The following is a 22,650-nucleotide window of genomic DNA, read 5'->3' as shown; positions in this document are numbered from 1 at the left end:
CTATCCACCTTTTGTCCCTATCAAGATTTCTCTTTTATCGATTATGAATCTGACTGTCCCTTCTTCTTCAAAGAAGCCTGCAGACTCTCTAAACTCGGTCACGGTATTATATGAATTTCCAGACCTTCTCATTATCCTGTTTCCAGACACGTAGTACCTTATCCTTTTGTATTGACCATCAACAATTGCATCGAAGCTTATAAAGGAAACCCCCCATAAGAAGTTTCCCGTGGAACGATTAAGGTCCCTTTCGACGATGTCGAAGGTTCTCGACAAAGACATGTTCGTTTTCGTTTCCTGAACTATGCTGGAAGACATAGCCAGCCACATGTTAACAATTTTGAAGATCGAAATCAGTAAGAGAGCAGATACTGCCAGAGAGACTACCATCTCAATCAGCGATATTCCCTTCCTCATACTCAATCAACTCGAGCAGGCTCTCCAACCTCTCAAGAACTCTATCTCTACCAAGTACGGAGATCGTCTCAAAGAGTCCCGGAGTCACAAGCCTACCAGTTACCCCCCCTCTTAGAGTTTGAAAAGTATTCTTCTTGGATGTTATCTTCTCATCCGCAAGTTCCCTAACAGTCTTCTCAACACCTTCAACGGACCAGTCGCGTGCGTCTTCAAACCGCCTGATAGCAGCAGAAACAAGATCTTTGCTCCAGTCATTTTTAAGATACTTGACAACGTAGTCTTCCTGGTAATCAACCTCTTCGCAGAAGAAAGGCGCCGAGAAATCGAACAGCTGCTGTAGAGTATTGATCTTCTCGCGGCACATCGTTAGGACTTCTCTCGAGTAAAACTGATCGGCTTCCATGTTCGCGTAATAGTCAAACCTTCCAGTGAACTTCAGCCACAATCCAAACTGCACAGCCAGTTCGTCGGGATCAAATAACCTCAAGTGCTTTCCGTTAATCCACTCAAGCTTCTCGTAATCGAAGACGACTCCTTTGTTGGAGATATCTGATGGAACGAAGTCCCTGACCTTTTCGTGATAATCAAAGATCTCCTGATCAACTGTCCATCCAAGAAGCGCAAGGTAGTTCATCAGTCCCACACTCAAGTACCCTTCTCTTCTGAAATGATCCACACTAGTATGACCATGCCTCTTCGAAAGAGGAGCCCGGTCACTACCAAGAATCAGAGGAATATGCATGAATGTTGGTGGTTCCCATTCCAGGGCTCTATAGATCATGAGCTGCCTCGGAGTATTTGTGAGATGGTCTTCTCCTCTGAAAACATGAGTAATCTCCATCATATGATCATCTACAACTACAGCGAAATTGTAGGTCGGGAATCCATTCGATTTGATTATTATGAAATCGGAGAAATTCTCGTTTTCGAAACTCATCTCTCCTTTAGACAGATCGGAAAAGCCGGTCGTACCGTCCGGTATCTTGAACTTCACTGTATATATCTCATCATCAGATAGCTCAGGAATCTCCTCTGAAATCCGTAAAACCTCTTCCTGATTTGACTTGGAGTAGACTGCAAAATATGCCCGACCTCTTTCGACGAGCTCTTGAGCAAACTTATCGTAGAAACCGAGAGCGACACGCTCGCTCTGTCTATAAGGGCCATAATCCCCGCCTACATCCGGCCCTTCCGACCAATCAAGTCCACACCATTTCATGGAGGAAAGGATCTGATCCTCAAATCTCTTCTCAGAACGCTCGATATCCGTATCTTCTATTCTCAGCACAAAACTTCCATGTTGGTTTTTCGCAAAGAGCCAGTTGAACAGCGCCGTCCTAACACCACCAACATGAAGATTGCCGGTAGGACTGGGCGCAAATCTACACCTTACCATTTTCAGCCTCCTCAAGGTACGTCTCAAGATCTTCTATATTACTTGCCAGCTTCATTTCTACAGTCTTTCTCTCGTCAAGATACTTGCCGTCAATTAACACATATCTGATTCTGTCTGTCCAGCCGCCGGTACCCTCCATTAGGATTACTGAACGGCCATATGAGTACGAGGAAACTACTTCCAGCAAAGTTCCTGCCTGACCTCCAATAGAGATTACTACATCGGCGGATTTTGTAAGTATCAGGGATCTCATAGCAAAATCCATCCCGGTTCTTATCCTGATCTCATTGTGCTTGTTGCCCTCGTCTCCGATAGGAAGTACTCCAACTACCCGACCTCCCTCTTCCGACATAGATCTTGAAACAAGTTCCATTACTCCGTCTCTCCCACCTGTCATCGCAACGTGACCACGCCTTGCAAGAGTTCTTCCAACTTCTTCACAGACTACGTGAAGCTCCTTCACGGGACTTCTGTCCGTGGGGCCCGAATAACCAATTACAGCGACATGAAGCATCAATCGTCACTTCCCAGGTACTTCTCGACAACCTGGCTGTCTCCAAGGACCTCTTCCGGGTCTCCGGAAGAGATGACTTCTCCCTTGTACAACACATAGAGTCTGTCAACAACTTTTGCTATAGAAGAGACATCGTGGTCCGTAACTATAACACCTATTCCCCTGCTCTTAAGCTTTCTGATCATCTTCTGAATATCCTTCACAGTCATAGGATCTATTCCAACGAAAGGCTCATCGAGAAGTATGAATGAAGGAGACAGGGTCATCGTCCTGGCAAATTCCAGTCTTCTCTTCTCCCCACCCGATATCGACGAAGCAACCTGATCTTTCAACGAAAGGATTCCGAACTCATCCAGTATCTCGCTCGCCCTCTCATAGTGACTTTCTTCTTGACCGGTGAGTCTCATGACCATCGTCAGGTTTTCAATCACCTTGAGTCCCCTGAAAATCGATGTCTCCTGCGGAAGGTAAGCTATTCCTCTCTTGGCTCTTTCGTGGATTGGAAGATGAGTTATATTCTCGCCATTGAGAAATATACTCCCAGTGTTCGGAATAACTATTCCGAGAATAGACCTGAAGGCGGTGGTCTTGCCTGCACCGTTGGGTCCAAGCAGTCCCACCACCTCAAGCGATGATGCCTCTATTGATACATCCTTCAGTACTCTTCTTCTTCCGTAGCGCTTGTCAAGATGTTCGCATTTCAGATAAGAAGGATCACTCAATTCTGAAACCCTTTCATATACTCGATTATCGCGTCAGTAATATTGTAAGCAGAGGAACCATATACAACTATTTCGTCGGATATTACCATGTCTATACCAATAAACGTTGCGTAATCTCTGATTCTCTTGTTAACCTGTTCCAATATGACCTGCAGTTTTGCATTGTAAGTAGTTTCCAGTGTCTGTTCGTACTGACTCTTCTTGGTAAGAATCTCCTGTTGCTTCTGGAGAAGCGCTTCTTGACTAGCTCCAGAGTTCGCCAAGTCCTGATACTCTCTACTCAAGCTGTCCAACTGGCCCTGATAAAACTGAGTGTCTTTCTGATAGTCGGTATTCAATGTAACCCAGTCTCTCGTTGACTCAAGGACTTTCTGCATATCTGCAAACGCGATTTTTGCAGGATTGGAAGGCCCCGCACTGCTCTCAGAGACAACAATCGCCCCGACCGCCGCAACCATTATTACGATAAGAATAAATTTCATGGATCTCTTCACAAGAACACCTCCTAAAATACTCTCTTTGAATCCAATAGAATCGTTACCGGCCCACTGTTAACAAGCTCAACATCCATGTGAGCCTGGAAGATCCCTGTTTCAACTTTCACAGTCTTAGACGCCATCTGGAGAAAATCGTTGAAAAGCGCTCTGGCCGCTTCCGGTTCGGCAGCTTCGGTGAAAGAAGGCCTTCTTCCCTTTCTGGCATCGCCCATTATTGTGAATTGTGAAATGGCAAGAAGCGCTCCCGAGACATCTATTAGCGAAAGATTCATCTTCTCATTTTCGTCTTCAAACACACGAAGATTGAGTGTCTTATCAACCAGCCATTCCACGTCACTCCCGTCATCGTCTCGACCGATCCCAACAAGAACAAGAAGGCCCTTATCAATCTCTCCAGTTATTCTCCCACTTACGGTTACCTTGGCCTTGCTAACTCTTTGAACTACGGCCCTCACGCAACCCCTCCAAATCTCTTCACGTTTTGAACACCCTTCATACCCCTGAGGTTCTCCATCACCAAAGTCAGATGGGCAACATCCTTTACAAGGATATTCGCAATCAGTGTATCATATCCCCACTTTCCTGCTTCAACGGAGTACTTCATTACTTTTGCATTCTTGTTTTCCAGTCTCTCAAGAAACTTATTTATAAGAGTTCTATCCGTGCTGTCAAACTCCACAACAATCCAGGCACTGAATCTCCCTCCCGTTACAAGGTTCCAGTGGGCATCCACGAGCTTATCCTCACTTATGTCTTTCAGATTTCGGCAGTTGCGGTTGTGAATTGATATACCCCTGCTGCTCATCACCGCGATTATGTCGTCGCCCGGAAGAGGAGTACAACATTTGGCAAAGTAGACGGCGATTCCAGTCTCGCCGCCAACAACGACTTCGTTCCCCTTCGCCTGTTTCTGTTTGATCAATTCGGTCTCTTCGGGAAGAACATCTATCTCTTCTTCCTTCGGTGCAAGAAGACTGAGTACCTCTCCCATCGTTATCGACCCGTCGCCAAGCTTGCTAAAGAGATCGTTTTCGTTGTGCGCCCCCAGTCGGCTCATCAGGGACTTTATCTGCTCTCCCTCTATCAAGTCATCCATCGATACGGAGAGCCGTCTGCTGATCTTTCTGAATATCTCCTTACCTCTTTCAACGAGTTTCGCCGAATACTCATTTTTGAAGTATCTCTTTATCTTTGCCTTTGTAGAATTTGCCCTGACATACTTCAACCAGTCAAGACTTGGACCTTCACTTGCCTTGTTTACGACAACCTCAACTCTGTCTCCGAGCTTTAGTTCATAATTGACAGGAACTAGCCGGTCATTAACCTTCGCACCCGCGTAATGATGGCCCACTTCCGTGTGAATTGCGTAGGCAAAATCGATCGGTGTGGCTCCTTTTGGAAGATGAACAACCTCGCCTTTCGGCGTGAAGACAAACACCTCTTCGACCTCAAGTTCGCGAGAAATCGACTCCATGTCCTTGAAACTCTCGATGAAATCCTTTTGCCAATCGACGAGCTGTGTAAACCAGGTTCTATCCCTTACATCAATTCCCTCTTTGTAGACCCAGTGAGAGGCCACTCCATATTCGGCCTCCTTGTGCATTCTCTCGCTTCTTATCTGAATCTCAAGAGGCTCTCCTCTGTGGGTAATCAAGGTTGTGTGAAGCGACTTATAACCGTTCGACTTCGGTGCGGCAATGTAGTCTTTGAACCTTCCAGGCATCGGAGGCCATAGAGAGTGTGCTGCACCCAAAATCTTATAGCAATTCACTTCGTCACCCGTAATTATCCTCAGGGCAATAAGATCGAACACCTCGTCGAAGGATCTGTTCTTCTTTATCATCTTCTGCCATATGCTATAAAGGTGTTTCACTCTGCCTTCTATCAAAGCAGGTATCCTGTTCTTTCTCAGTTCTCTGAGCACTATCTCCTTATACTCATCCATTATGTCCTGACGCTCTTTAAGCTTCTTGTTGACCTTGAACTTCAGTTCCTTGAATTCCTCAGGATACTCGAACTTAAAGGCAAGATCTTCAAGCTCTGCCTGTATTCTGTGCATACCTATTCTGTGAGCTATTGGAGCATAGATTTGGATCGTCTCTTTGGCCTTGTCGCGCTTCTTCTCTGGATCCTTGAGGAAGTCAAGAGTTCGCATGTTGTGAAGCCTGTCTGCAAGTTTGACGATTATGATCCTCGGGTCCTCTGATAACGCGAGAAGCATTTTGCGTAGAGTCTCGACCTTCATTCTCGACTTCACTATCTTCGACTCAAGCTTTTCGTTGAGCTTCAAATTGCTTATCTTCGTCACACCATCGACGATCAGAGCAACCGTATCACCGTACTTCTCAGCTATCTCGGAAAGCGGCACATTGCAATCTTCAACTATGTCGTGAAGTATCCCAGCGACTATAGTATCATTGTCGGCCGAGAACTGGGCAAGAATCTTCGCGACTTCTACCGGGTGACTTATGAACGGCTCACCCGAGTCTCTCATTTGCTCCTGATGATGAAAGCGTGCAAACTCGTAGGCGTCGAAAATCCGCTCCTTGTCTCTCCTTTTGAGGCGATATTGAAGAATACTTTCGAGGTCGCTCAGAAGAATCTGAGCATCAATTTCTGTTCTGGCCACTCTCTCACCTTCTATTTGTTTATTTTAGCATGAAGCAAGTTCTGAATGCAGTGAGAAGTCTGCATGCCACTTAGATAATCGAGTCTAAGCGTGATTTCACTGATGAGCAAATTCTGGCCCTAGTTCCTCTTCAGAGAGTAGAATGAAATCGATAGTGCAAAAACACGGAGGTGAACAGTGAAAGGACACTTCTTAAAAGAAATTCTGATTCTATCCGTTTTCATTCTGCTTGCAGTATCATCGCATGCAGCCCTTTCCGACTCAGAGTACATTGTCTCAGAGACCGCCGTCCACTTCTACAGTGAAGGGCTGAGAATAAACGGAGTTCTTACCATACCGGAGCTCCAAGAAGGCTATGTACCAATTGTGCTGCTCCTCCATGGATTTCTTGGCCACATGAACGATCTAATCGTGTATGATTCGCAAGAATCGCTATTTGAGATCACCGCAACGGCCTTCGCCGAAAAGGGTATTGGCACTTTGAGATTCGATTTCAGAGGCTCGGGAATCAGTGAAGGAGAGTGGAAGGACACTACTTTTAACAAGCAGATCCTTGATGCTGTCTCCTCTATTGACTTCATTTCATCTCTAGATAGCGTTGACAGCAGAAGAATTGGCGTGGTCGGCCTCAGTCAAGGCGGCCTGGTCGCTGCTTGCCTTGCCGGTCGAGATTCAAGAGTAAGAAGTGTCGCTCTCTGGTCTGCGGTTGCAATACCTATACACTCGTACTCAGCTCTTCTCGGTGTAGATTCTGTTGAGAGGGCAATGATAGCCTCTCCATTGGAGGAGATAGAAGCGAACATTTCCTGGGGAGGTTTTACCGTACTGAGAAGGGAGTTTTTTGATGAGCTTTTTTCAGTCAATCCTGTGGCCGAGATAGTCTCTTATGAAGGTCCTCTTCTTGTCGTATCAGGGCTTAAGGACGATATTGTATTCCCTCAGCCGGAAGCTTCAAGGCTCTTTACCAGATACCACAAGGGAGTCGACAGGCTCCTTGAACAGGATTCGGGCCACATATTCGATCTTTTTGATAGGCGAGATAAAGTAATGGAAATCATTGAAGCCACTCTCGAATGGTTTCTAATAACTCTTTAGCGATTCGGAGGTGCAACGTGAAGCTGAGAGGAAAGAGAGTCGTAGTTCTCGTAGAAGACGGATTTGAAGATCTCGAGTTCTGGGTACCCAGCGACTTCAAGAGGAGGGCGCAGAAGTTACTGTCGCCGGAAAAGAGAAGAATAGGCTGTACAAGGGCAAGGGTGGGCTTACCGCAATATCAGATGCGGACTTCAAATCGATAGATGTTTCAGAAGTAGATGGGATTCTAGTACCCGGCGGGTGGGCACCCGACAAGCTCAGACGATTTGAAGATGTTAAAGACCTCATAAGGACTGCAAACGAGCAGAAAAAGATTATTGCTATGATTTGTCACGCAGGACTTGTCGGCATTTCAGCCGGAATCGTAGAAGGTTCAAAATCTGTCGGCAGCGACGGCATAAAGGATGACCTGTTGAATGCAGGCGCAATCTGGTTGGATGAACCAGCTTTCAGTGACGGCAACTTAGTTTGGGGGCGTGTAGTGAAGGACATTCCTGACTTCTGCAGAGAACTTGTCAGAGCAATGGAAGGCAGAATCCGCTGATACTCAATCTCAGCAAGCGGGTTATTTCAGACAGCCAGATTAGATCCTAAACAATCATATAACTTCCAAGGAGAAAAGAATCTATCTGATAATTCTCTTCAACTTTCTTCAGAACTTTTTATAGGGTACAAATCCCAGAATCAATTCAGATTCGTTGAAAACCGACAGAATTTATTGTATTATAATAATACCTCCCCCCAGGGAGGGGAGTTGTAAGATGATTTGAGTTTTGCTCTTTACGAGCATTATGAAGAAGAGTTTGCAGCCAGTTCATGGAAATAGGCCGATTTTCGAATTTCTCAGTGTAAGGAGAGTTTGGTCATAGAAGGAACTGGAAAAGTGCGCGGTCTCAACTAGATGCGGAAAGTGCTTAGCGAGAACCAGAAGGAGAACCAAAAATTAAGGGGAGGATTAGATTTGAAAGAAGAGTATATCGTTGAAGGTATGACCTGCGCAGCCTGTGCAAAAGCGGTTGAAAGAGCTGCCTTGAAAATCGCAGGGGTGAAGAGTGCGACCGTCAATCTTTCAACGGAAAGACTTTCTATCGAAGCTGCAAACAGAATAGATAGAGAAATGCTGTTTGAAACAGTGGAAAACTCTGGCTACTCGCTCAAAGAAGTGAAGTCCGGAAGAAAGGCCGTAATGGAAATTGATGGCATGACCTGCGCAGCATGTTCCGTAGCTGTTGAGAAAGCGATCGGTAGACTAGAAGGTATCAAGAGCGTCAGCGTGAATCTATCCTCAGATACCGTTTCCTTTGAGTATGATCCCGACGTTCTTAGAATCGGTCAAGTTAAGGCGGCCGTCGAAAAGGCAGGCTATAAGGCTGGAGGCCTCATAACGGAAAACCTTGCAGCAAGCCGCTTAAGAAAAGAGGCGGCGACGCTCTCTTACAAGAGGAAGCTGGTATTCTCCGCAATCTTTGCTCTGCCCTTGTTGATAGTTGCCATGGGCCATATGGTCGGGCTCAGATTGCCCATAATCATAGATCCTCATATGAATCCGTTGAACTTCGCTATGATTCAGCTGTTCTTAACAATCCCGATAGTAATTGCCGGAAAGGATTTTTATCTTAAGGGAATACCGAATCTCTTCAGAGGCAATCCAAATATGGATAGTCTTGTTGGTCTCGGAACAGGCGCAGCGTTTGCGTACGGTATCTTTGCAACGGCTCAAATCGCTCTTGGTAACCACGTTTACGTAGCAGATCTCTATTTTGAATCGGCAGGAGTGATTATTGCTTTGATCTCGCTTGGTAAATATCTAGAGAACCTTTCGAGAGGCAGAACTTCCGATGCAATAATGAAGTTAATGAGTCTATCTCCGGAAACGGCTTATGTGAAGAGGGGCGACGGCTTCGAAGAAATTGCGATCGAGGAAACCGAGGTTGGAGATACTCTCCTTGTCAAGCCCGGAATGAGAATTCCGGTAGACGGGGAAATCTTGGAAGGAACGAGCTCCATCGATCAATCGGTAATAACCGGGGAATCTATCCCCGTTGACGTTCAGAAGGGTGCTAAGGTGATCGGCGGCACAACAAACATCAGCGGAATATTTGAGATGAAGGCTACTGTAGTAGGGAGCGATACAGTTTTATCGAGAATAATAAAGCTCGTTGAAGATGCTCAGTCTTCTAAGGCTCCGATAGCAAGGATGGCAGATATCGTGAGCGGCTACTTCGTGCCCTTTGTACTTATTGCTGCTGCAGTCACCTTTGTTACATGGATACTCCTAGGCTACGGATTCGCGTTCTCCATGTCAATGATGATCGCAGTCCTTGTGATTGCCTGTCCTTGCGCCCTGGGACTCGCTACTCCTACAGCAATCATGGTCGGCACAGGAAAGGGAGCAGAGTTGGGGATCCTCTTTAGAAACGGAGAAGCTCTGGAAGTAACCCATAAGGTTGATGCTATCGTATTCGACAAGACAGGAACCATAACGCGAGGAAGACCTGAGCTTGTAGACATTCACACAATGGGATCTCTAGACAGCGATCAGGTATTACAACTGTCTGCAAGCGTCGCCAGAAGAAGCTCTCATCCTCTAGACTCGGCTATTTCGATTGCTTATCACGGCACATTGCTGCAAGTCTCTTCATTCGAGGCATACCCTGGAAAGGGAATCATCGCAGTAGTTAACGGAAGAGAGGTACGAATCGGGAATCACCATTTTGTTGGTCTATCTGCGGAAGAGATGGAGTTAGTGGACAAGGTTTCCAGCAAGGGAATGACCCCCGTTTCTGTCTCCGTAGACGGCAAACCGGCGGCGGTGTTTGGAATTGCAGACGTTGTGAAAGAGAATTCTTTGGAAGCCGTATCAACGCTGAAAGAAATGGGAATAGATACCTATATTATGACGGGAGACAATACCAGGACCGCGAAAGCAATCGCAGAACAGGTAGGAATCGAGAATGTCCTTGCCGAAGTAATGCCCGAAGACAAGGCGAGAAAGGTTGTTGATCTTAAGAAAGAAGGCAAGACCGTCATGATGGTTGGCGACGGGATAAACGATTCCCCGGCACTGGCGGAGGCCGATATAAGCATTGCCGTCGGATCGGGAACCGACATCGCTATCGAGTCTTCAGATGTCGTTCTTATCAGCGACAATCTTAATAATGTTCCGAAGGCAATAAAGCTATCCAGAGCAACCATCAGAAACATCAAAGAGAATCTCTTTTGGGCCTTTTTCTATAACGTTATTGGAATACCAGTGGCAGCCGGTCTCCTTTACAAAGTGGCCGGAATAAAGCTTAACCCTATGATAGCCGGTGCAGCCATGGCCTTTTCCAGTGTTAGTGTAGTCGCAAACGCACTGAGGTTGAAGAGAGTACGAATCTAGAAGGAGGAATACTATGAAGCTTGAAATTGGAGGAATGAGCTGTAATCACTGCAAAATGCGAGTGGAAAGAGCGTTGAAGTCTGTGGAAGGCGTGGAGGACGCAGTGGTAGACATTGATGAAGGAATCGCAGAAATCTTCACAACCAAGAATATTGAAGAGAACCGCTTGAGAGAGATTATTGAAGATGCAGGTTATTCATTTAGGGGAATCAGAGAGTAATTATGAATACACATTCTCATCACAAACACGACGGGGCTCTCAAGATTCTTAAGACGGCCAGAGGTCAGATAGACGGTATAATCAAGATGATAGAAGAAGAGAGATACTGCATAGATATTTCCACTCAACTTCTCGCTGTCATCTCGCTCCTCAAGAAGGCAAACACAACAGTTGTAAACAAGCATATCGAAACCTGCATAAGAGAAGCAGTGGTTTCCGGCGATATTGAGGAGAAGATAGCGGAGCTAGAAACACTCATGAAATATATAGAGAAGAGCCTCTAGTCTCCAGCCGGAGGTTCGTTCTTCATGTCCTGAGAATCTCTGGACAGTTCTTGAAGATCCTCGATAACCTCCTGAAGCTCATTGTCTTCTACTTGCCATAAGTCTTCAATTCTCTGCTTCAGAAAAGAATTTCTCTCTTCGACAGCCGTCAGGTAATAGCTTAGAAGTCTTCTTCTGTGGGAACTCATCGCTGCTATCTTTCTCAGAGAATCCACCTTTATCTCTCTTTCCGCATCTATGAGATCTCCTATCGTTTGGACGATGTCATCTAGTTTCCACTGAACGTCGTCCGATAGGACGGCCAGAGTCTTCCTGATCTTCTCAAGTGCTTCCACCCGTTTTACCATCCGGTTCCCCCAAACGTCCCTTGCGGTCTTCTGCTTCTGGATGTCTGATTATAAGACTTAGCACTGCACCCATAACACTCAGAACAGCTGAGACTATGTAGCTTATCCCGTATCCACCCGTAAGGTCGCGCGCAATCCCACCTAGCAAAGGGCCGATGACTCCGCCTACACCCCAGGCCGTTATCATTACCCCGTAATTCAGTCCAAGATTCTTCACACCGTAGAAATCGGCAGTTACAACCGGAAAGATTGCGAGCATTCCGCCAAAAGTGAATCCCACAACGCTCTTCCCTATCAACAGAGCAACAGGGTTGGTGAATGAACTGAACAGGAAGTATATGAGAGCCTGAATGGAAAACATAGTGAATAGGGTGGCCGTTCTTCCAATATAATCAGATATCGTGCCCCACGTTACCCGGCCAATGAAATTGAAAATCGCATAAACAACCACCAGCAGAAATCCATTGCTAATTGATGCCTGCTCTAACCCTATCTTCGACATCTGACCGATAATGAGCAGTCCTGCAAACGTACCAAAGAAGAACATGGTCCACAAAATATAGAACTGCGGTGTCTTCATCATTTCGGACAATGAGTAATCCTTTGTCGCCAGCCTATGGGTTCTTCTAGGCTTCTTCTTAAGTTTTACCTTTTCCACACCATCGGAAGGGTTGGAGATTAGGAAGGTGAGGGAAAAGACAATCAGAAAGAAGAGAACACCAAGAATCACCAAAGCCGTCGGCAGTCCAAACATAGCAATGAGGCTCGAAGTCAGCGGCGCTATATACACAGGTGCCAATCCAAAACCGCTAACAACAATACCTGATATCAGCCCTCTGTGATCGGGATGAAACCACTTGACTGCAGCCGGTGTTGGCGATGAATAGCCAAATCCCATCGCAAGCCCGAACACGAACCCGAAAAAGAAGGTTAACCCGGCTACGGTAAGATTCATCCCCGAGAAGATAAAACCCATCCCCGCAAGAAGTGAGGATACGAAAAGAACTGGCTTTGGACCGAATCTATCCTGCAGCTTTCCTCCTGGAATCATGGTTAAAGCAAAGACCGCTGAAGCAAGCATATAAGGAATCTGAGTCTGCGTTGCTGTCCAGTTGAAGTCGTCTATCAAGGCCGCTGAGATAATTCCCCACGAATAAAGGACCCCGAGAGTCAAATTGACCCCCAAACCACTAAAGACTACGAGCCAGGCTTTCCTGTTGTTTTCCACAGATTTGTCCTCCTAATAAATGACGCTAATTGCCGGGCTAATCTGTTTAGTCGGTTCGTAGTGCCGAAAATCACTTAGATGTACGATCCTTAGCGAGAAAAAGCGATCCGTGAGATTGCAATCACTTCTTCTTGGCTTTCAGAAGGCCGGCGTAAGAACTTGTAAAGCCATGCTGGAAGTGCATCAGTTGCCACTTGCCATCTGCTTTCACAACAAGTGCCGAACCGAATACCTCTACTCTCCTGAATGCAGCTTTTCTTGCGATTTTCATACCTCGTTTCCATGAAACAAAACAGAACGAGGTTCTTTCAACTGTAACTTCCCAAGATATCGGCTCAAAGAGAACCCCAAACGAATCAAACTCCTTTTCCAGAAGCTCAAGAAACTCACCCTTCCCATTACTTACGAGCCCTTCGGGATTCACATAGGTAATATCAGCACAGCATAGCGATTCGATTGACTCGAGATCGTGATTTCTATAACTGTCAAAGAAGTTCTCAACTACTTCCTTAGGCGATATCTTGCCATGCTCCATCAACTCACACCTCACTCTTTGTCACTAGTAAGATTTTATCATCAACCTGCCGATCATCTGTGTACAAGATGAGGCTATTTATGAAAGACAAAACAATATAATCTTCCCGAAGAAGGGAGGTGGATCATGCGGAAAGTTCTCGCTTCGATTATTGCGATTCTCCTTTTCATTTCGTTACTTCCGGGGCTTACGTTGAGGATGGGGATTGAAGGTCTCTCAATACTCGGTCTGTCCTTTGAGATGGATTCTGGTCTTTGCTTTGGATTTGGAGCATACCGCCGATCACGATATTCGGACCGGCAGCCCCTGGCCTTTTTCTTTCACAGGGGGATACAGTTGCTCATCGATAATGCTACGAAAGGATAGAATGGAAGTTTCAGCGCTTATGAGAGGTTGCCTGGGAGCGATCATCTCCGAATCGTTTAGTCTCGCAGCAGTTCTGGGCGTGCTTCTGGAAACGAAATGAAATATCTCACCTGGACTTAAGGCCGGATTCCAGCTAGGGTTGAACCTGAACGTGGTCCAAAGAATCATTTCTCCAGAAACCAGTTTCGTCCCGATGGGTCAAGTAGGTCTAGTAATCGATTTCTAAATGAATCTATGGTTTCTTGAATCTTAGCGTCTTTAACTCCCCGATCTCCCTGAATCCAAGTCGATTGTAGATTCTACCCGTATCAGGATTGTCGTAGAGCAGACAGGGAGTCTTTCCTTCGGCAAGGAGATCCCCGCAGAGTCTGGATACTACTGCCGATGCCAGGCCTCGCCCTCTATGGTCCTTCCTAGTCGCAACTGCAATGATCATCGCCATATCGCAACTCTCGGAAGTACTGGCAGCCGTAGCCACGATTTCGCTCCTATCTTCAATTATATATCTTCGAGTGCTTCCGTCTCTCAGTGTGGCCATGAAAGACTCTTCTTCCGTAGCATGAAACTCTTCTACTGAGCAAAGAAATTCCAGAAGCTTTGTGGCATCCTTCATCGTTGCTCTTCTCACTTCGAATACAGACTCGACAAGGTTGGGTTCCTTCATGACGGCAAAACGCAGAGCGTCCTCTTCCTCACACATCTCACTAAGATACGGAGCCATTTTGTCTATCCCGTAGACGCTTCCGGTAAGCATCATTGCCCGAACATCCCTCTTTATGATACCTGCAGCTTCTCGAAAATCCATTCTACTGGAATCGGCTAGAATGAAGAACTTGTAGTAACGAAGGAGGACACCTTTCGGGTCGTCTAGATCTCCATCGAGGAATATCTCCATATGCTCTGAATCGGAACTCGTATTCTCGATATCTCCAATAATGAACATGTTGAACTCCTTGTTTCTGTACAGAAAAGGTAGGAGTCTCTTCCATTCACTTCCTTCGATCTTCTTCAAAGAAACACCCCCCGCATTTACGGACATATAGAAGACTATACCAGCTTGAATTCGATTTCGACTGATAATACCGAGTTCGTGACTTATGTCACGTACTTGACTCTCTGTTTGCTATAGACTCTGAATGAAAGGAGAGATGATTATGTCTAGCAAGAAAGCTGCAACACTAAGAGTGATCGTGGAGGTCCTTTTTCTCGCTCTCTTCGTATTCTTGCTGCGAAACAGGGATTTGCAGAGATGGTTCTTGGTATTCGGCGTCGGACTTCTGGGCGCTCTCTTTCTGGGGAGAATCTATTGTGAATGGATCTGCCCCATGGAGACCCTGTTCAGGCCAATAGACTGGTTGTATGCGAAATTGAGGCTGAAGAGGCTAAGAACGCCGGCGATATTCAAGAACGGCGTATTCAGATGGGCGATTCTGATACTCTTTGTGGTGCTTATGATTTCGGTTAGGGTTTTCAAAATCAAGATCAATCTCCTTCTTTACATCACAGCGTTTTCGGTATTGGTTACTCTGATATTTGAGGAGGAGTTCTGGCACAGGTATATATGTCCCTTTGGAACGCTATTAACGTTTTTCTCGAAGAAACCGTTTTTCAGTATGAAGGTTGACAAACCTTCATGCGTATCCTGCGGAATCTGCCAGAAGGTCTGCCCCGTTAGCGCCATCGAAAAAGAGAGTGATGGAATGAAGATAGACAATTCAGAGTGCCTCGTTTGCCTCAAGTGCAAGGAAAAGTGTCCTAAACTGTCAATAACATACTCTAGATCCGAGTGATTGAATACCCATAGTAGTGATGCCTTCTGAAACACTTACTTACCGTCCCGCACTCTTCGGGGCGGTTATTTTCGTTGTCATCATAACCTTTTGTTGTCTGGCTGTTTAATGCTAGAATGATTCTAGACTACTGCAGAGCGAGGCGTTTATGTGACGATTGAAGAAGGTAGCGACAAGCTGGAGAAATTCGTCTTCGCTCTTCAGGAGCGAATGAAAGAACTGGATTGTATCTACAAGATCTCCAGCGCGCTTCACGGATCCTCGACAGCAAATGAAGCTGTCAGTCTGCTAATTGATCAGCTTCCCAAAGGATTCAGGTTCACCGATCAAGTATCTATAAGAATCGAATTCAACGGGAGTATCTGGAATTCTGGAGACAATTGGTCGAACGAAAGGGCGATCTCTTCCGACATAGTCGTAAATGGAAAGAAGATGGGAGAGGTAAGTATATCGCTTATCAACGAATCACTCTTCAAAGATGAACCTTTCCTGAAAGAAGAGAGGAAGCTACTCTTATCCGCGACTTCGGTTCTTTCAAATACCCTAGAGAGAATCTCGATTCAGGACGATATGAAGGACAGTCTAGAAAGGTTGACTTTTGCAATAGACGCCTCGGAAGAAGGTGTGTGGGATTGGAATATCAAGACCGGTCACGTTTTCTTCTCAAGAAGATGGAAGGAGATGCTGGGTTTCTCTGATGAAGAGATCTCCAGTAGCGTAGAGGAATGGAAGAAGAGAGTTCATCCGGAAGATCTCGCTGAAGTGGAGTCTCTTCTGGAGAAATGCCTTACTGGCAAGACACCCAATTATCAGCTGGAGTATAGGCTTATTGGGAAGGACGGCTCGTCTGTCTGGGTTCTCGACAGTGGAAAGGTAGTATCGAGGAACAGTAGCGGCGAACCCTTGAGAATGGTCGGGATCCATACGGATCTAACACAGCACAGAGCGGCCGAAATGAGACTCCAAAGGCTTAACAAGTTGCTAACACTGATGTTAAGGGCAAATGAGTTCTTGGTTCATGCAAAGGAAGAAGCATCTCTTCTCAATGGACTTTGTGATATCGTCGCCAAGATTGGAGATTTCCCGCTTGCCTGGGTAGCTTTTAAGAGGCCCGGAGAAAAGACTCTTGACCCGGTTGCCGTCAGCGGAAAGGCAAAGGACTATCCGTTTGAAGTTGCAATTACCTGGGATGAAAGCGAACTGAGCAGAAGTGCCATAGGAAAAGCTATTAAGACCGGAATGACCGTTATTACCAGAAGCATTGATCGTTCCCCCGATTATCTGCCTTGGAAAGACACTGTTTTGAAGTACGGGCTGAAAGCCTCGGTTGCAATCCCTCTTTTAGTCGATAAGAGGGTAATAGGCAGCCTGGTGATTTACTCGGAGTATGAAGACGCTTTTGATAGCGAGGAAGTTCGACTCTTGGAGGAGCTTGCTGAAGACATCTCATTCGGCATTTCATCAATGAGAATTGAAGCTCAGCTAGAACACCAGAGCGGAGTTCTTTCCTCAATTAGAAGAGTTAATCGTCTGATCGTTACCGAAAATGATATCGATGATCTCATAAAGAAGAGTGCCGAGTTGATGACCGGCTCCAGAGGGTTTGAGAGATGCATGATTCTGTTGACCAATAATGGGGACCTTTCAAGCTGGGCCGCCTCGGGCTTCAGCAGATCTCAACTGCTGGAAATAGAATCCAGTTTAGAATCAGGTCATATTCCTCCCATGCTGAGAGAGGCAATGGAAAGGGAAGGCGTTATTTCGATCGGAAGTAAGGAATACCACGAGAAGTGCTTGACATTTAGCGACTCCGGTGATCTTGCGGTGTTTGCAAAAGGCTTAAGAGTTGCTGACAACTGCATGGGGGCCATGGCAGTTGTCATTAAGGCAAGTTTCTATCTTTCAAAGGAAGAAAGAGACCTCTTCTCCGAAATAGTCGACGATATCTCTTACGCAATCTGCAAGCTCAAGCTTGAGAAGAACGAGAAACTTCTCCAGAGAAGATTCTCTCTGTTCATGGATAGACTTCCCGGAGCAGTATTCATTTCGGACAGCAATTTGAGAATGACATACTTCAACGATTTTGCAAGCAAGATGTTCGGGTTCAAGGACGACTGGATTGGAAGAGATCCGAAGGAAAACTACCCCGGAAAGCTAGGCAGAGATATACTTGACGACGACCTGCGAACTCAGAATGGAGAACAGATAGTGAGGGAAGAAAGGATTATGGCTGCCGACGGTCAGGAGAAGATCCTCTATGTACAGAAATTCCCCATACCTTCCGAAGGCGACAAACCGATGATCGCCGCTATCGCTCTGGACATTACCGAAAGTGCCGTAAAGCCCCTTGCTTCAGCTATGGGGATATGAGGCACAACCGATTAGAAAACTCGATGTTTTTCAATCGGCTTAATTCTTCTATTTGTATCAGATAGTGTGATATGGTCTAATACATGTATGAACACTAAATTTAAGTCGAACAACAATGTTGTACACTCTTGCAAGTACCATATAGTCTGGTGCCCTAAATATCGTAGGAAAGTTTTGGTTGGTGATGTAGAACTACGATTAGAGGAGTTGATTGTAAGTATCTGTGCCGAACGTCAAGCAGAAATCATCGAAATGGAAATCATGCCTGACCATGTTCACTTGCTTGTCGAAGTAGACCCGCAATATGGAGTCCATAAACTTATTAAAGCAATTAAAGGTCATACTTCACGGATACTTAGGCAAGAATTCAAACACTTGACGACGAAATTGCCTACACTTTGGACAAACAGTTATTTTGCTGCTACAGTAGGCGGTGCGCCACTTTCCGCAATTAAACAGTATATCGAAAGCCAAAAAACTTCGCAAAGGAGGTGAAAAAGTGCAAATCACCGTCAAAATTAAATTAGAGCCGACTAGAGAACAGGATACTCTTCTTCAAGCAACAACTCAAGAATACATCCGCTTGGTCAACCACATCGTAGCAGACTTCGTAAAATCCGATACACCCCTTAAATATACTAGTAAAACCGTTGTTGCGGAGCTTCCCAGTGCAGTAAAAAACCAAGCGATACAAGACGCTAAAAGCGTTTTCGAAAAGTATAAAAAGAATGTTTGTGCCAATGCCAGATTAAAACCAGAAGACCAGAAAGAAGTCAGAGTGCCAATTCTTAAAAAACCTGTTGGAATCTGGAACAACCAGAACTATTCTCTAAAAGAAAATATCCTGTCGTTTCCTGTATTAATTGCCGATAAGTCTAAACGTATTGAAGTTAAAGCAGTGCTGACCGACTACCAACGGGAACGGTTAAACGGCAAACTCGGTAGTCTTCGTATAACTCAAAAATCAGGTAAATACATAGCCCAAATAGCCGTAGAAATGGATGAAGAACAGTCTAAGACCAGTAATAAAATCATGGGTGTGGATTTAGGTCTTAAAAATCCTGCTGTAGCCGTTGTGGAAGGAGGAAAAACCAAATTCATTGGTAATGGCAGACAAAATAAATTTATCAAGCGCAAACATCGTTCAGTACGGCGAAAACTCGGCGAACTCAAGAAGCTCAAAGCTATAAAAAAACGCCACGACAAGGAACAGCGCTGGATGAAAGACCAAGACCATAAAATCAGCCGCCGAATTGTTAATTCTGCGAAAGAAAATCATGTTGCAGTTATTCGTATGGAACGCTTGACGAATATCCGCAACACGGCAAAAACAAGCCGCAAAAATGAGAAGAATTTGCATACTTGGAGTTTCTATCGACTGGCAAAGTACATCGAATACAAGGCAATTCTGGCAGGAATTAAAATAGAATACGTTAATCCCGAATATACAAGCCAGAAATGCCCGAAATGTGGTAAACGCAACAAAGCCAACGATAGAAAATATGTGTGCGGTTGCGGATTTAAAACCCACCGGGATAGGTTGGGAGCGATAAATATTATTTCCGCAACTGTGGCAGATGGTGTAGCGTAAGCGATAGTCTGCCAGCCCTAGGAGCTGATATGCTCTGCCTAGGGACGGGCTGATGGCACAGCCCTGAACTTGGGGTCATACTCCGATACCAGAAATGGACTTCGGTTTAATCACCCAAGAATCCCCTGCCTTTACGCATGGGGAGTGTCAAAAGTCGAAGGATTGCCGAAATGGCCCTTAAGAGGCTTGGGAGTGTCATAGATCTCTCGTTCAACGAGATGTATTTGTTCGACCCGGACTCATTGCGTTTCCTTCAAGCGAATAGAGGGGCTACGGAAAACTCGGGTTACACTCTTGATGAACTGCGTAAAATGACTCCTCTGGATCTGCAACTTAAGATGGATAGAGGAGTTTTTGAGGAAGTTCTGAACAGACTCAAAAAAGACCCGATGTCCTATGAAGTCTTTGAGACCGAGCATGTCAGAAAAGACGGAACTGCCTATCCCGTGGAAGTGAGACTTCAACTACATGAAGACGAATATGAGCGTGTATTCGTCGCGATCGTTCTAGATATTACCGAAAGAAAGAGATCAGAGGAGTCGGTTCAAAGAAGCCTTGAATCACTAATAAACACACTGTCATCTCTTGTCGAGGCGAGAGATCCATACACTTCCGGCCATCAGAAACGGGTGAGTGAGCTTTCAGTTGCTATTGCCCGAAGACTATATTCAGATAATGATAAATACAAGGACATTATCGAATCGATTCGAGTTGCCGCGTTGCTTCACGACATAGGAAAGAGTGCGGTACCGACAGAAATACTGACAAAGCCCGTGAGACTTAACGATCTCGAGTATCACCTTGTTAGAGAGCATTCTGCAAAGGGTTACGAAATACTTAAGGGAGTCTATTTCCCGTGGCCTATAGCGGAAATAGTGTTCCAGCATCATGAAAGGCTTGACGGCTCGGGTTACCCTCGAGGACTTAAGGGAGACGATATTAGAATTGAAGCCCGAATAATCACCGTAGCCGATGTTGTTGAAGCTATGTCTTCACACAGACCATACAGAGCTTCGCTGGGAATGGACAAGGCCCTTGAAGAGATAATCCAAAACTCGGGCAAGTATTACGACAGAAAGGTCGTTAATGTTTGCCTAGAAGTCTTCGACGAGGGATTTGAGTTCAAATCCTAAAGCTCTGATACTCTCTCAAGAATGAAGTTGTTCGTTGTTGATTCCTCGCCACCTGCCGAAGGCAGCTTTGCGTCCCCAGAGGCTTTTCTGTGCCTTGGCTCTTTCCCCAATGGATCTTCTAAGAGAACCTCCGGTCAAGATGCTTCAGGTATGTCTTCACAGCTGAAGAGGTGTTCTTCAGCACTTTACGACTTATTCGGTCAAGTTCGCTTGTATCTTTACAAGCAACCAGATTGTCATAGTAATCTTTTGAGCACTCTATTCCGGAAAACATCGGCGGGTCCTCGTCGAGCAAAGTCTTGATTGATCGCTCGGTCTCGGGAAGAAGCCGCAATGCTTCCCTTCTCGTTGTTTTAGCCACGACTTCTAGGGATTTTGGATCGTTGGGCTCCGCGGTCTTGATCTCTTCAATGTACGTACCGTACTCTCTCCAAAGCCGGTAGCCTAAGTACCTGTCGTGGAATTTGTGGAATGTGCTTATCTTCTTGAACTGCCTCTTGTATAGAAAAGGAATCTTGAGTACTTCGAAGAGGGTCCCCGGAGAGGTGTGGTACGGGGTTCCGCAGTCCTCGAGATAGTGAATGGCACGGGCCGCAAATCTCAGAGCCCAGTACCTGTCACCCTTTTGCATAGCTAGTTCGCTCATTTGATCGAAATGAAGGAATCTCTTTGTCACTTCGCCAAAGCGAAGTATGATGTGAAACTCTTCATGTCGCCACGCTCCGCTGCTTCCCACAAACCTTTGCAGGGGAGAAAGCTTCAGGTCTCTATCCATTCCAAAATCAGGTTCATAAGAGTAAACGGTCATTATCTGCCAGGCGGGGGCTTTGCCCTCGATCGGCAACGAATTCTCGAAGAAATCCAACCGCAACTCTTCGTCCGAATCGGAAAGGTACTGTCGCCCCAGATAATCTTCGAAGCCTCTCTCTGAAAGACTGTAAGGGCCTGGGTCTTCTTCTTCATAAGTATAAGGCGTAACCTCTACTTTCTCAGAGAGAAAGCCCTTGCGCCTATCCAGACAGTAATAGGTCAGAACATCATGACCATCCATATCAGCTCTTTATGACCCATGCACTTTTCTTTGAGAAGAAAAGTTCGGTTTCCTTGCCTACAACGGGAAACTTTCTTTCAATTGGGTTGAAAGTCACTGCGTTCAACCTCTTTCCATCCGGAAGCTCTATCTCATATTCAACATTCGATCCGAGGAAGACATACTTCAAGACCTTCCCATTAAGAATATTGATCTTGTCTTCTTCCCTGTCAGAAAGGGACTCCGGTCTCAATACTATCCTAACACTGTCTCCGACAGCGAATTCACCTCCCTTACTGCCTACAAACCTCTTTCCCAGAGAGCTGCACAACACGGTCACTGAGTCGCCGTCGACAGATTCCACTTCCCCGTCGATGAAATTGACCCGTCCGATGAAATCTGCTACAAAACTGTTCTGTGGTCTGGCGTAGATATCAAACGGACTTCCTATTTGCATTACTTTTCCGTCGTTCATTACCACAATGACATCGGAAATACTCATCGCCTCTACCTGGTCGTGAGTAACGTACACACTGGTGATGTCAACCTCTTGCTGTATTCGACGGATTTCGAGCCTCATCGATTCCCTCAATTTCGCATCGAGATTCGAGAGCGGCTCATCAAAAAGAAGAACGCTCGGCTCCATAACAAGGCTTCTCGCCAATGCAACTCTCTGCTGTTGACCGCCGGACAGTTGATCGGGTCGTCTCTTTTCAAGACCCTTAAGTCCCACCAGGTCTGTCATCTCCCGTATCTTTTTCTTCATGGTTTTCTTATCAAGTCTCTTCAGCTTCAGACCAAAAGCGATATTCTCCTCCACAGTTAGGTGAGGGAAGAGAGCGTAACTCTGGAAGACCATCGAAATGCTCCTCCTATTGGGAGGCAGGTTTGTGACGTCCTTCCCATCCAGCAAAACTCGACCATTTGTCGGAACTTCGAACCCGGCAATGATTCTCAATGTGGTCGTCTTTCCACATCCCGAAGGACCCAGGAGTGTTACAAGCTGCCCCTTCCCGATTTCTTGATCGAAGTCGTCAACGGCGACTGTTTCTGTACCATAACTCGTGAAGACTTTTCTAACATTTCTCAGAATCAGACTCATGT

At 45.8% G+C, this 22,650-nt stretch carries 23 protein-coding genes and 1 pseudogene; 11 read left to right on the top strand and 13 right to left on the bottom strand.

Annotated features, from left to right (window positions below; genetic code table 11):
- The 7 genes from Q502_RS09340 to Q502_RS09310 are packed head-to-tail and all read right to left on the bottom strand — an operon-like array spanning position 1 to position 6,175.
- Positions 1–417 (bottom strand): type II secretion system protein J, encoded by a 417-nt coding sequence (locus Q502_RS09340; protein ID WP_102819038.1) that lies wholly within the window; start codon positions 415–417, stop codon positions 1–3.
- Positions 392–1,813, bottom strand: coding sequence for a glutamate--tRNA ligase (gltX, locus tag Q502_RS09335; protein ID WP_102819037.1), 1,422 nt, complete (start codon positions 1,811–1,813; stop codon positions 392–394). The genes Q502_RS09340 and gltX overlap by 26 nt, the downstream gene beginning before the upstream one ends.
- A complete protein-coding gene (locus Q502_RS09330) occupies positions 1,800–2,327 on the bottom strand; it encodes a TIGR00725 family protein (protein WP_180977936.1) in 528 nt (175 codons plus the stop codon). The genes gltX and Q502_RS09330 overlap by 14 nt, the downstream gene beginning before the upstream one ends.
- On the bottom strand, positions 2,327–3,049 hold the full coding sequence (gene lptB, locus Q502_RS09325) for an LPS export ABC transporter ATP-binding protein (RefSeq protein ID WP_102819035.1): 723 nt from the start codon (positions 3,047–3,049) through the stop codon (positions 2,327–2,329). Before lptB ends, Q502_RS09330 begins: the two co-directional genes overlap by 1 nt.
- A complete protein-coding gene (locus Q502_RS09320; RefSeq protein WP_099829597.1) occupies positions 3,046–3,543 on the bottom strand; it encodes an OmpH family outer membrane protein in 498 nt (165 codons plus the stop codon). Before Q502_RS09320 ends, lptB begins: the two co-directional genes overlap by 4 nt.
- 11 nt (positions 3,544–3,554) lie before the next feature.
- A complete protein-coding gene (gene dtd, locus Q502_RS09315; protein WP_102819034.1) occupies positions 3,555–4,001 on the bottom strand; it encodes a D-aminoacyl-tRNA deacylase in 447 nt (148 codons plus the stop codon).
- On the bottom strand, positions 3,998–6,175 hold the full coding sequence (locus tag Q502_RS09310; RefSeq protein ID WP_102819033.1) for a bifunctional (p)ppGpp synthetase/guanosine-3',5'-bis(diphosphate) 3'-pyrophosphohydrolase: 2,178 nt from the start codon (positions 6,173–6,175) through the stop codon (positions 3,998–4,000). The genes dtd and Q502_RS09310 overlap by 4 nt, the downstream gene beginning before the upstream one ends.
- Positions 6,176–6,352: 177 nt before the next feature.
- Between Q502_RS09310 and Q502_RS09305 the strand changes: the two genes are divergently transcribed.
- The 5 genes and pseudogenes from Q502_RS09305 (at position 6,353) to Q502_RS09285 (ending at position 11,156) form a co-directional block, all read left to right on the top strand.
- Entirely contained in the window at positions 6,353–7,270 is a 918-nt protein-coding gene (locus tag Q502_RS09305) for an alpha/beta hydrolase (protein WP_102819032.1), read from the top strand.
- 17 nt (positions 7,271–7,287) lie between these two features.
- Positions 7,288–7,814, top strand: a pseudogene (locus Q502_RS09300) (type 1 glutamine amidotransferase domain-containing protein).
- A gap of 357 nt (positions 7,815–8,171) precedes the next feature.
- Positions 8,172–10,652 (top strand): heavy metal translocating P-type ATPase, encoded by a 2,481-nt coding sequence (locus Q502_RS09295; protein WP_102819031.1) that lies wholly within the window; start codon positions 8,172–8,174, stop codon positions 10,650–10,652.
- Positions 10,653–10,665: 13 nt separating this feature from the next.
- Positions 10,666–10,872, top strand: a complete 207-nt coding sequence (locus Q502_RS09290) for a heavy-metal-associated domain-containing protein (RefSeq protein ID WP_102819030.1) — start codon at positions 10,666–10,668, stop codon at positions 10,870–10,872.
- 2 nt (positions 10,873–10,874) lie between these two features.
- Positions 10,875–11,156: a metal-sensing transcriptional repressor gene (locus Q502_RS09285; RefSeq protein WP_102819029.1), complete on the top strand. Its 282-nt coding sequence runs from the start codon at positions 10,875–10,877 to the stop codon at positions 11,154–11,156.
- On the opposite strand, the gene Q502_RS09280 is transcribed toward Q502_RS09285, so the two are convergent.
- The 3 genes from Q502_RS09280 to Q502_RS09270 form a co-directional block, all read right to left on the bottom strand.
- Complete coding sequence (locus tag Q502_RS09280) at positions 11,153–11,503, bottom strand: hypothetical protein (protein ID WP_102819028.1); 351 nt, start codon at positions 11,501–11,503, stop codon at positions 11,153–11,155. The two genes, Q502_RS09285 and Q502_RS09280, sit on opposite strands and share 4 nt — an antisense overlap.
- The gene (locus Q502_RS09275; protein WP_102819027.1) at positions 11,478–12,731 is read right to left on the bottom strand and encodes an OFA family MFS transporter; all 1,254 of its coding nucleotides are present in this window, start codon (positions 12,729–12,731) and stop codon (positions 11,478–11,480) included. Before Q502_RS09275 ends, Q502_RS09280 begins: the two co-directional genes overlap by 26 nt.
- A 121-nt stretch (positions 12,732–12,852) precedes the next feature.
- Complete coding sequence (locus Q502_RS09270) at positions 12,853–13,266, bottom strand: nuclear transport factor 2 family protein (protein WP_102819026.1); 414 nt, start codon at positions 13,264–13,266, stop codon at positions 12,853–12,855.
- Positions 13,267–13,392: 126 nt separating this feature from the next.
- Here Q502_RS09270 and Q502_RS09265 point away from each other — a divergent pair, with 126 nt between their 5' ends.
- Positions 13,393–13,632, top strand: a complete 240-nt coding sequence (locus tag Q502_RS09265) for a hypothetical protein (protein WP_102819025.1) — start codon at positions 13,393–13,395, stop codon at positions 13,630–13,632.
- A 232-nt stretch (positions 13,633–13,864) separates the two neighbouring features.
- Here the strand turns inward: Q502_RS09265 and Q502_RS09260 are convergent, their stop codons facing one another.
- Positions 13,865–14,644: a GNAT family N-acetyltransferase gene (locus tag Q502_RS09260; RefSeq protein WP_102819024.1), complete on the bottom strand. Its 780-nt coding sequence runs from the start codon at positions 14,642–14,644 to the stop codon at positions 13,865–13,867.
- Between the two features lie 142 nt (positions 14,645–14,786).
- Between Q502_RS09260 and Q502_RS09255 the strand changes: the two genes are divergently transcribed.
- The 5 genes from Q502_RS09255 (at position 14,787) to Q502_RS09235 (ending at position 20,516) form a co-directional block, all read left to right on the top strand.
- On the top strand, positions 14,787–15,422 hold the full coding sequence (locus tag Q502_RS09255; protein ID WP_102819023.1) for a 4Fe-4S binding protein: 636 nt from the start codon (positions 14,787–14,789) through the stop codon (positions 15,420–15,422).
- A 150-nt stretch (positions 15,423–15,572) separates the two neighbouring features.
- Positions 15,573–17,792, top strand: coding sequence for a PAS domain-containing protein (locus Q502_RS09250; protein ID WP_102819022.1), 2,220 nt, complete (start codon positions 15,573–15,575; stop codon positions 17,790–17,792).
- 87 nt (positions 17,793–17,879) lie between these two features.
- Positions 17,880–18,287 carry an IS200/IS605 family transposase gene (gene tnpA / locus Q502_RS09245; RefSeq protein ID WP_102819021.1) on the top strand — a complete coding sequence of 136 codons (408 nt, stop codon included), beginning with the start codon at positions 17,880–17,882 and terminating at the stop codon, positions 18,285–18,287.
- Positions 18,288–18,291: 4 nt separating this feature from the next.
- Entirely contained in the window at positions 18,292–19,383 is a 1,092-nt protein-coding gene (locus Q502_RS09240) for an RNA-guided endonuclease TnpB family protein (RefSeq protein ID WP_102819020.1), read from the top strand.
- A gap of 170 nt (positions 19,384–19,553) precedes the next feature.
- On the top strand, positions 19,554–20,516 hold the full coding sequence (locus tag Q502_RS09235) for an HD domain-containing phosphohydrolase (RefSeq protein ID WP_258006253.1): 963 nt from the start codon (positions 19,554–19,556) through the stop codon (positions 20,514–20,516).
- 118 nt (positions 20,517–20,634) lie between these two features.
- On the opposite strand, the gene Q502_RS09230 is transcribed toward Q502_RS09235, so the two are convergent.
- On the bottom strand, positions 20,635–21,567 hold the full coding sequence (locus tag Q502_RS09230; RefSeq protein WP_102819018.1) for a hypothetical protein: 933 nt from the start codon (positions 21,565–21,567) through the stop codon (positions 20,635–20,637).
- A gap of 1 nt (position 21,568) precedes the next feature.
- Positions 21,569–22,648: an ABC transporter ATP-binding protein gene (locus Q502_RS09225; RefSeq protein WP_102819017.1), complete on the bottom strand. Its 1,080-nt coding sequence runs from the start codon at positions 22,646–22,648 to the stop codon at positions 21,569–21,571.
- Positions 22,649–22,650 lie beyond the last annotated feature (2 nt).

It is taken from the genome of Mesotoga sp. Brook.08.YT.4.2.5.2., from assembly GCF_003351125.1.
Lineage (GTDB): Bacteria > Thermotogota > Thermotogae > Petrotogales > Kosmotogaceae > Mesotoga.
This window is presented reverse-complemented; position numbering and strand designations above follow the sequence as displayed.

Excerpts from the sequence above, each read along its gene's own strand:
- Q502_RS09340 (WP_102819038.1), bottom strand. The coding sequence starts at position 417 with ATGAGGAAGGGAATATCGCTGATTGAGATGGTAGTCTCTCTGGCAGTA.
- gltX (WP_102819037.1), bottom strand. The coding sequence starts at position 1,813 with ATGGTAAGGTGTAGATTTGCGCCCAGTCCTACCGGCAATCTTCATGTT.
- Q502_RS09330 (WP_180977936.1), bottom strand. The coding sequence starts at position 2,327 with ATGCTTCATGTCGCTGTAATTGGTTATTCGGGCCCCACGGACAGAAGT.
- Q502_RS09295 (WP_102819031.1), top strand. The coding sequence starts at position 8,172 with ATGCGGAAAGTGCTTAGCGAGAACCAGAAGGAGAACCAAAAATTAAGG.
- Q502_RS09290 (WP_102819030.1), top strand. The coding sequence starts at position 10,666 with ATGAAGCTTGAAATTGGAGGAATGAGCTGTAATCACTGCAAAATGCGA.
- Q502_RS09285 (WP_102819029.1), top strand. The coding sequence starts at position 10,875 with ATGAATACACATTCTCATCACAAACACGACGGGGCTCTCAAGATTCTT.
- Q502_RS09280 (WP_102819028.1), bottom strand. The coding sequence starts at position 11,503 with ATGGTAAAACGGGTGGAAGCACTTGAGAAGATCAGGAAGACTCTGGCC.
- Q502_RS09270 (WP_102819026.1), bottom strand. The coding sequence starts at position 13,266 with ATGGAGCATGGCAAGATATCGCCTAAGGAAGTAGTTGAGAACTTCTTT.
- Q502_RS09265 (WP_102819025.1), top strand. The coding sequence starts at position 13,393 with ATGCGGAAAGTTCTCGCTTCGATTATTGCGATTCTCCTTTTCATTTCG.
- Q502_RS09255 (WP_102819023.1), top strand. The coding sequence starts at position 14,787 with ATGTCTAGCAAGAAAGCTGCAACACTAAGAGTGATCGTGGAGGTCCTT.
- tnpA (WP_102819021.1), top strand. The coding sequence starts at position 17,880 with ATGAACACTAAATTTAAGTCGAACAACAATGTTGTACACTCTTGCAAG.
- Q502_RS09235 (WP_258006253.1), top strand. The coding sequence starts at position 19,554 with ATGGCCCTTAAGAGGCTTGGGAGTGTCATAGATCTCTCGTTCAACGAG.
- Q502_RS09230 (WP_102819018.1), bottom strand. The coding sequence starts at position 21,567 with ATGGATGGTCATGATGTTCTGACCTATTACTGTCTGGATAGGCGCAAG.
- Q502_RS09225 (WP_102819017.1), bottom strand. The coding sequence starts at position 22,648 with ATGAGTCTGATTCTGAGAAATGTTAGAAAAGTCTTCACGAGTTATGGT.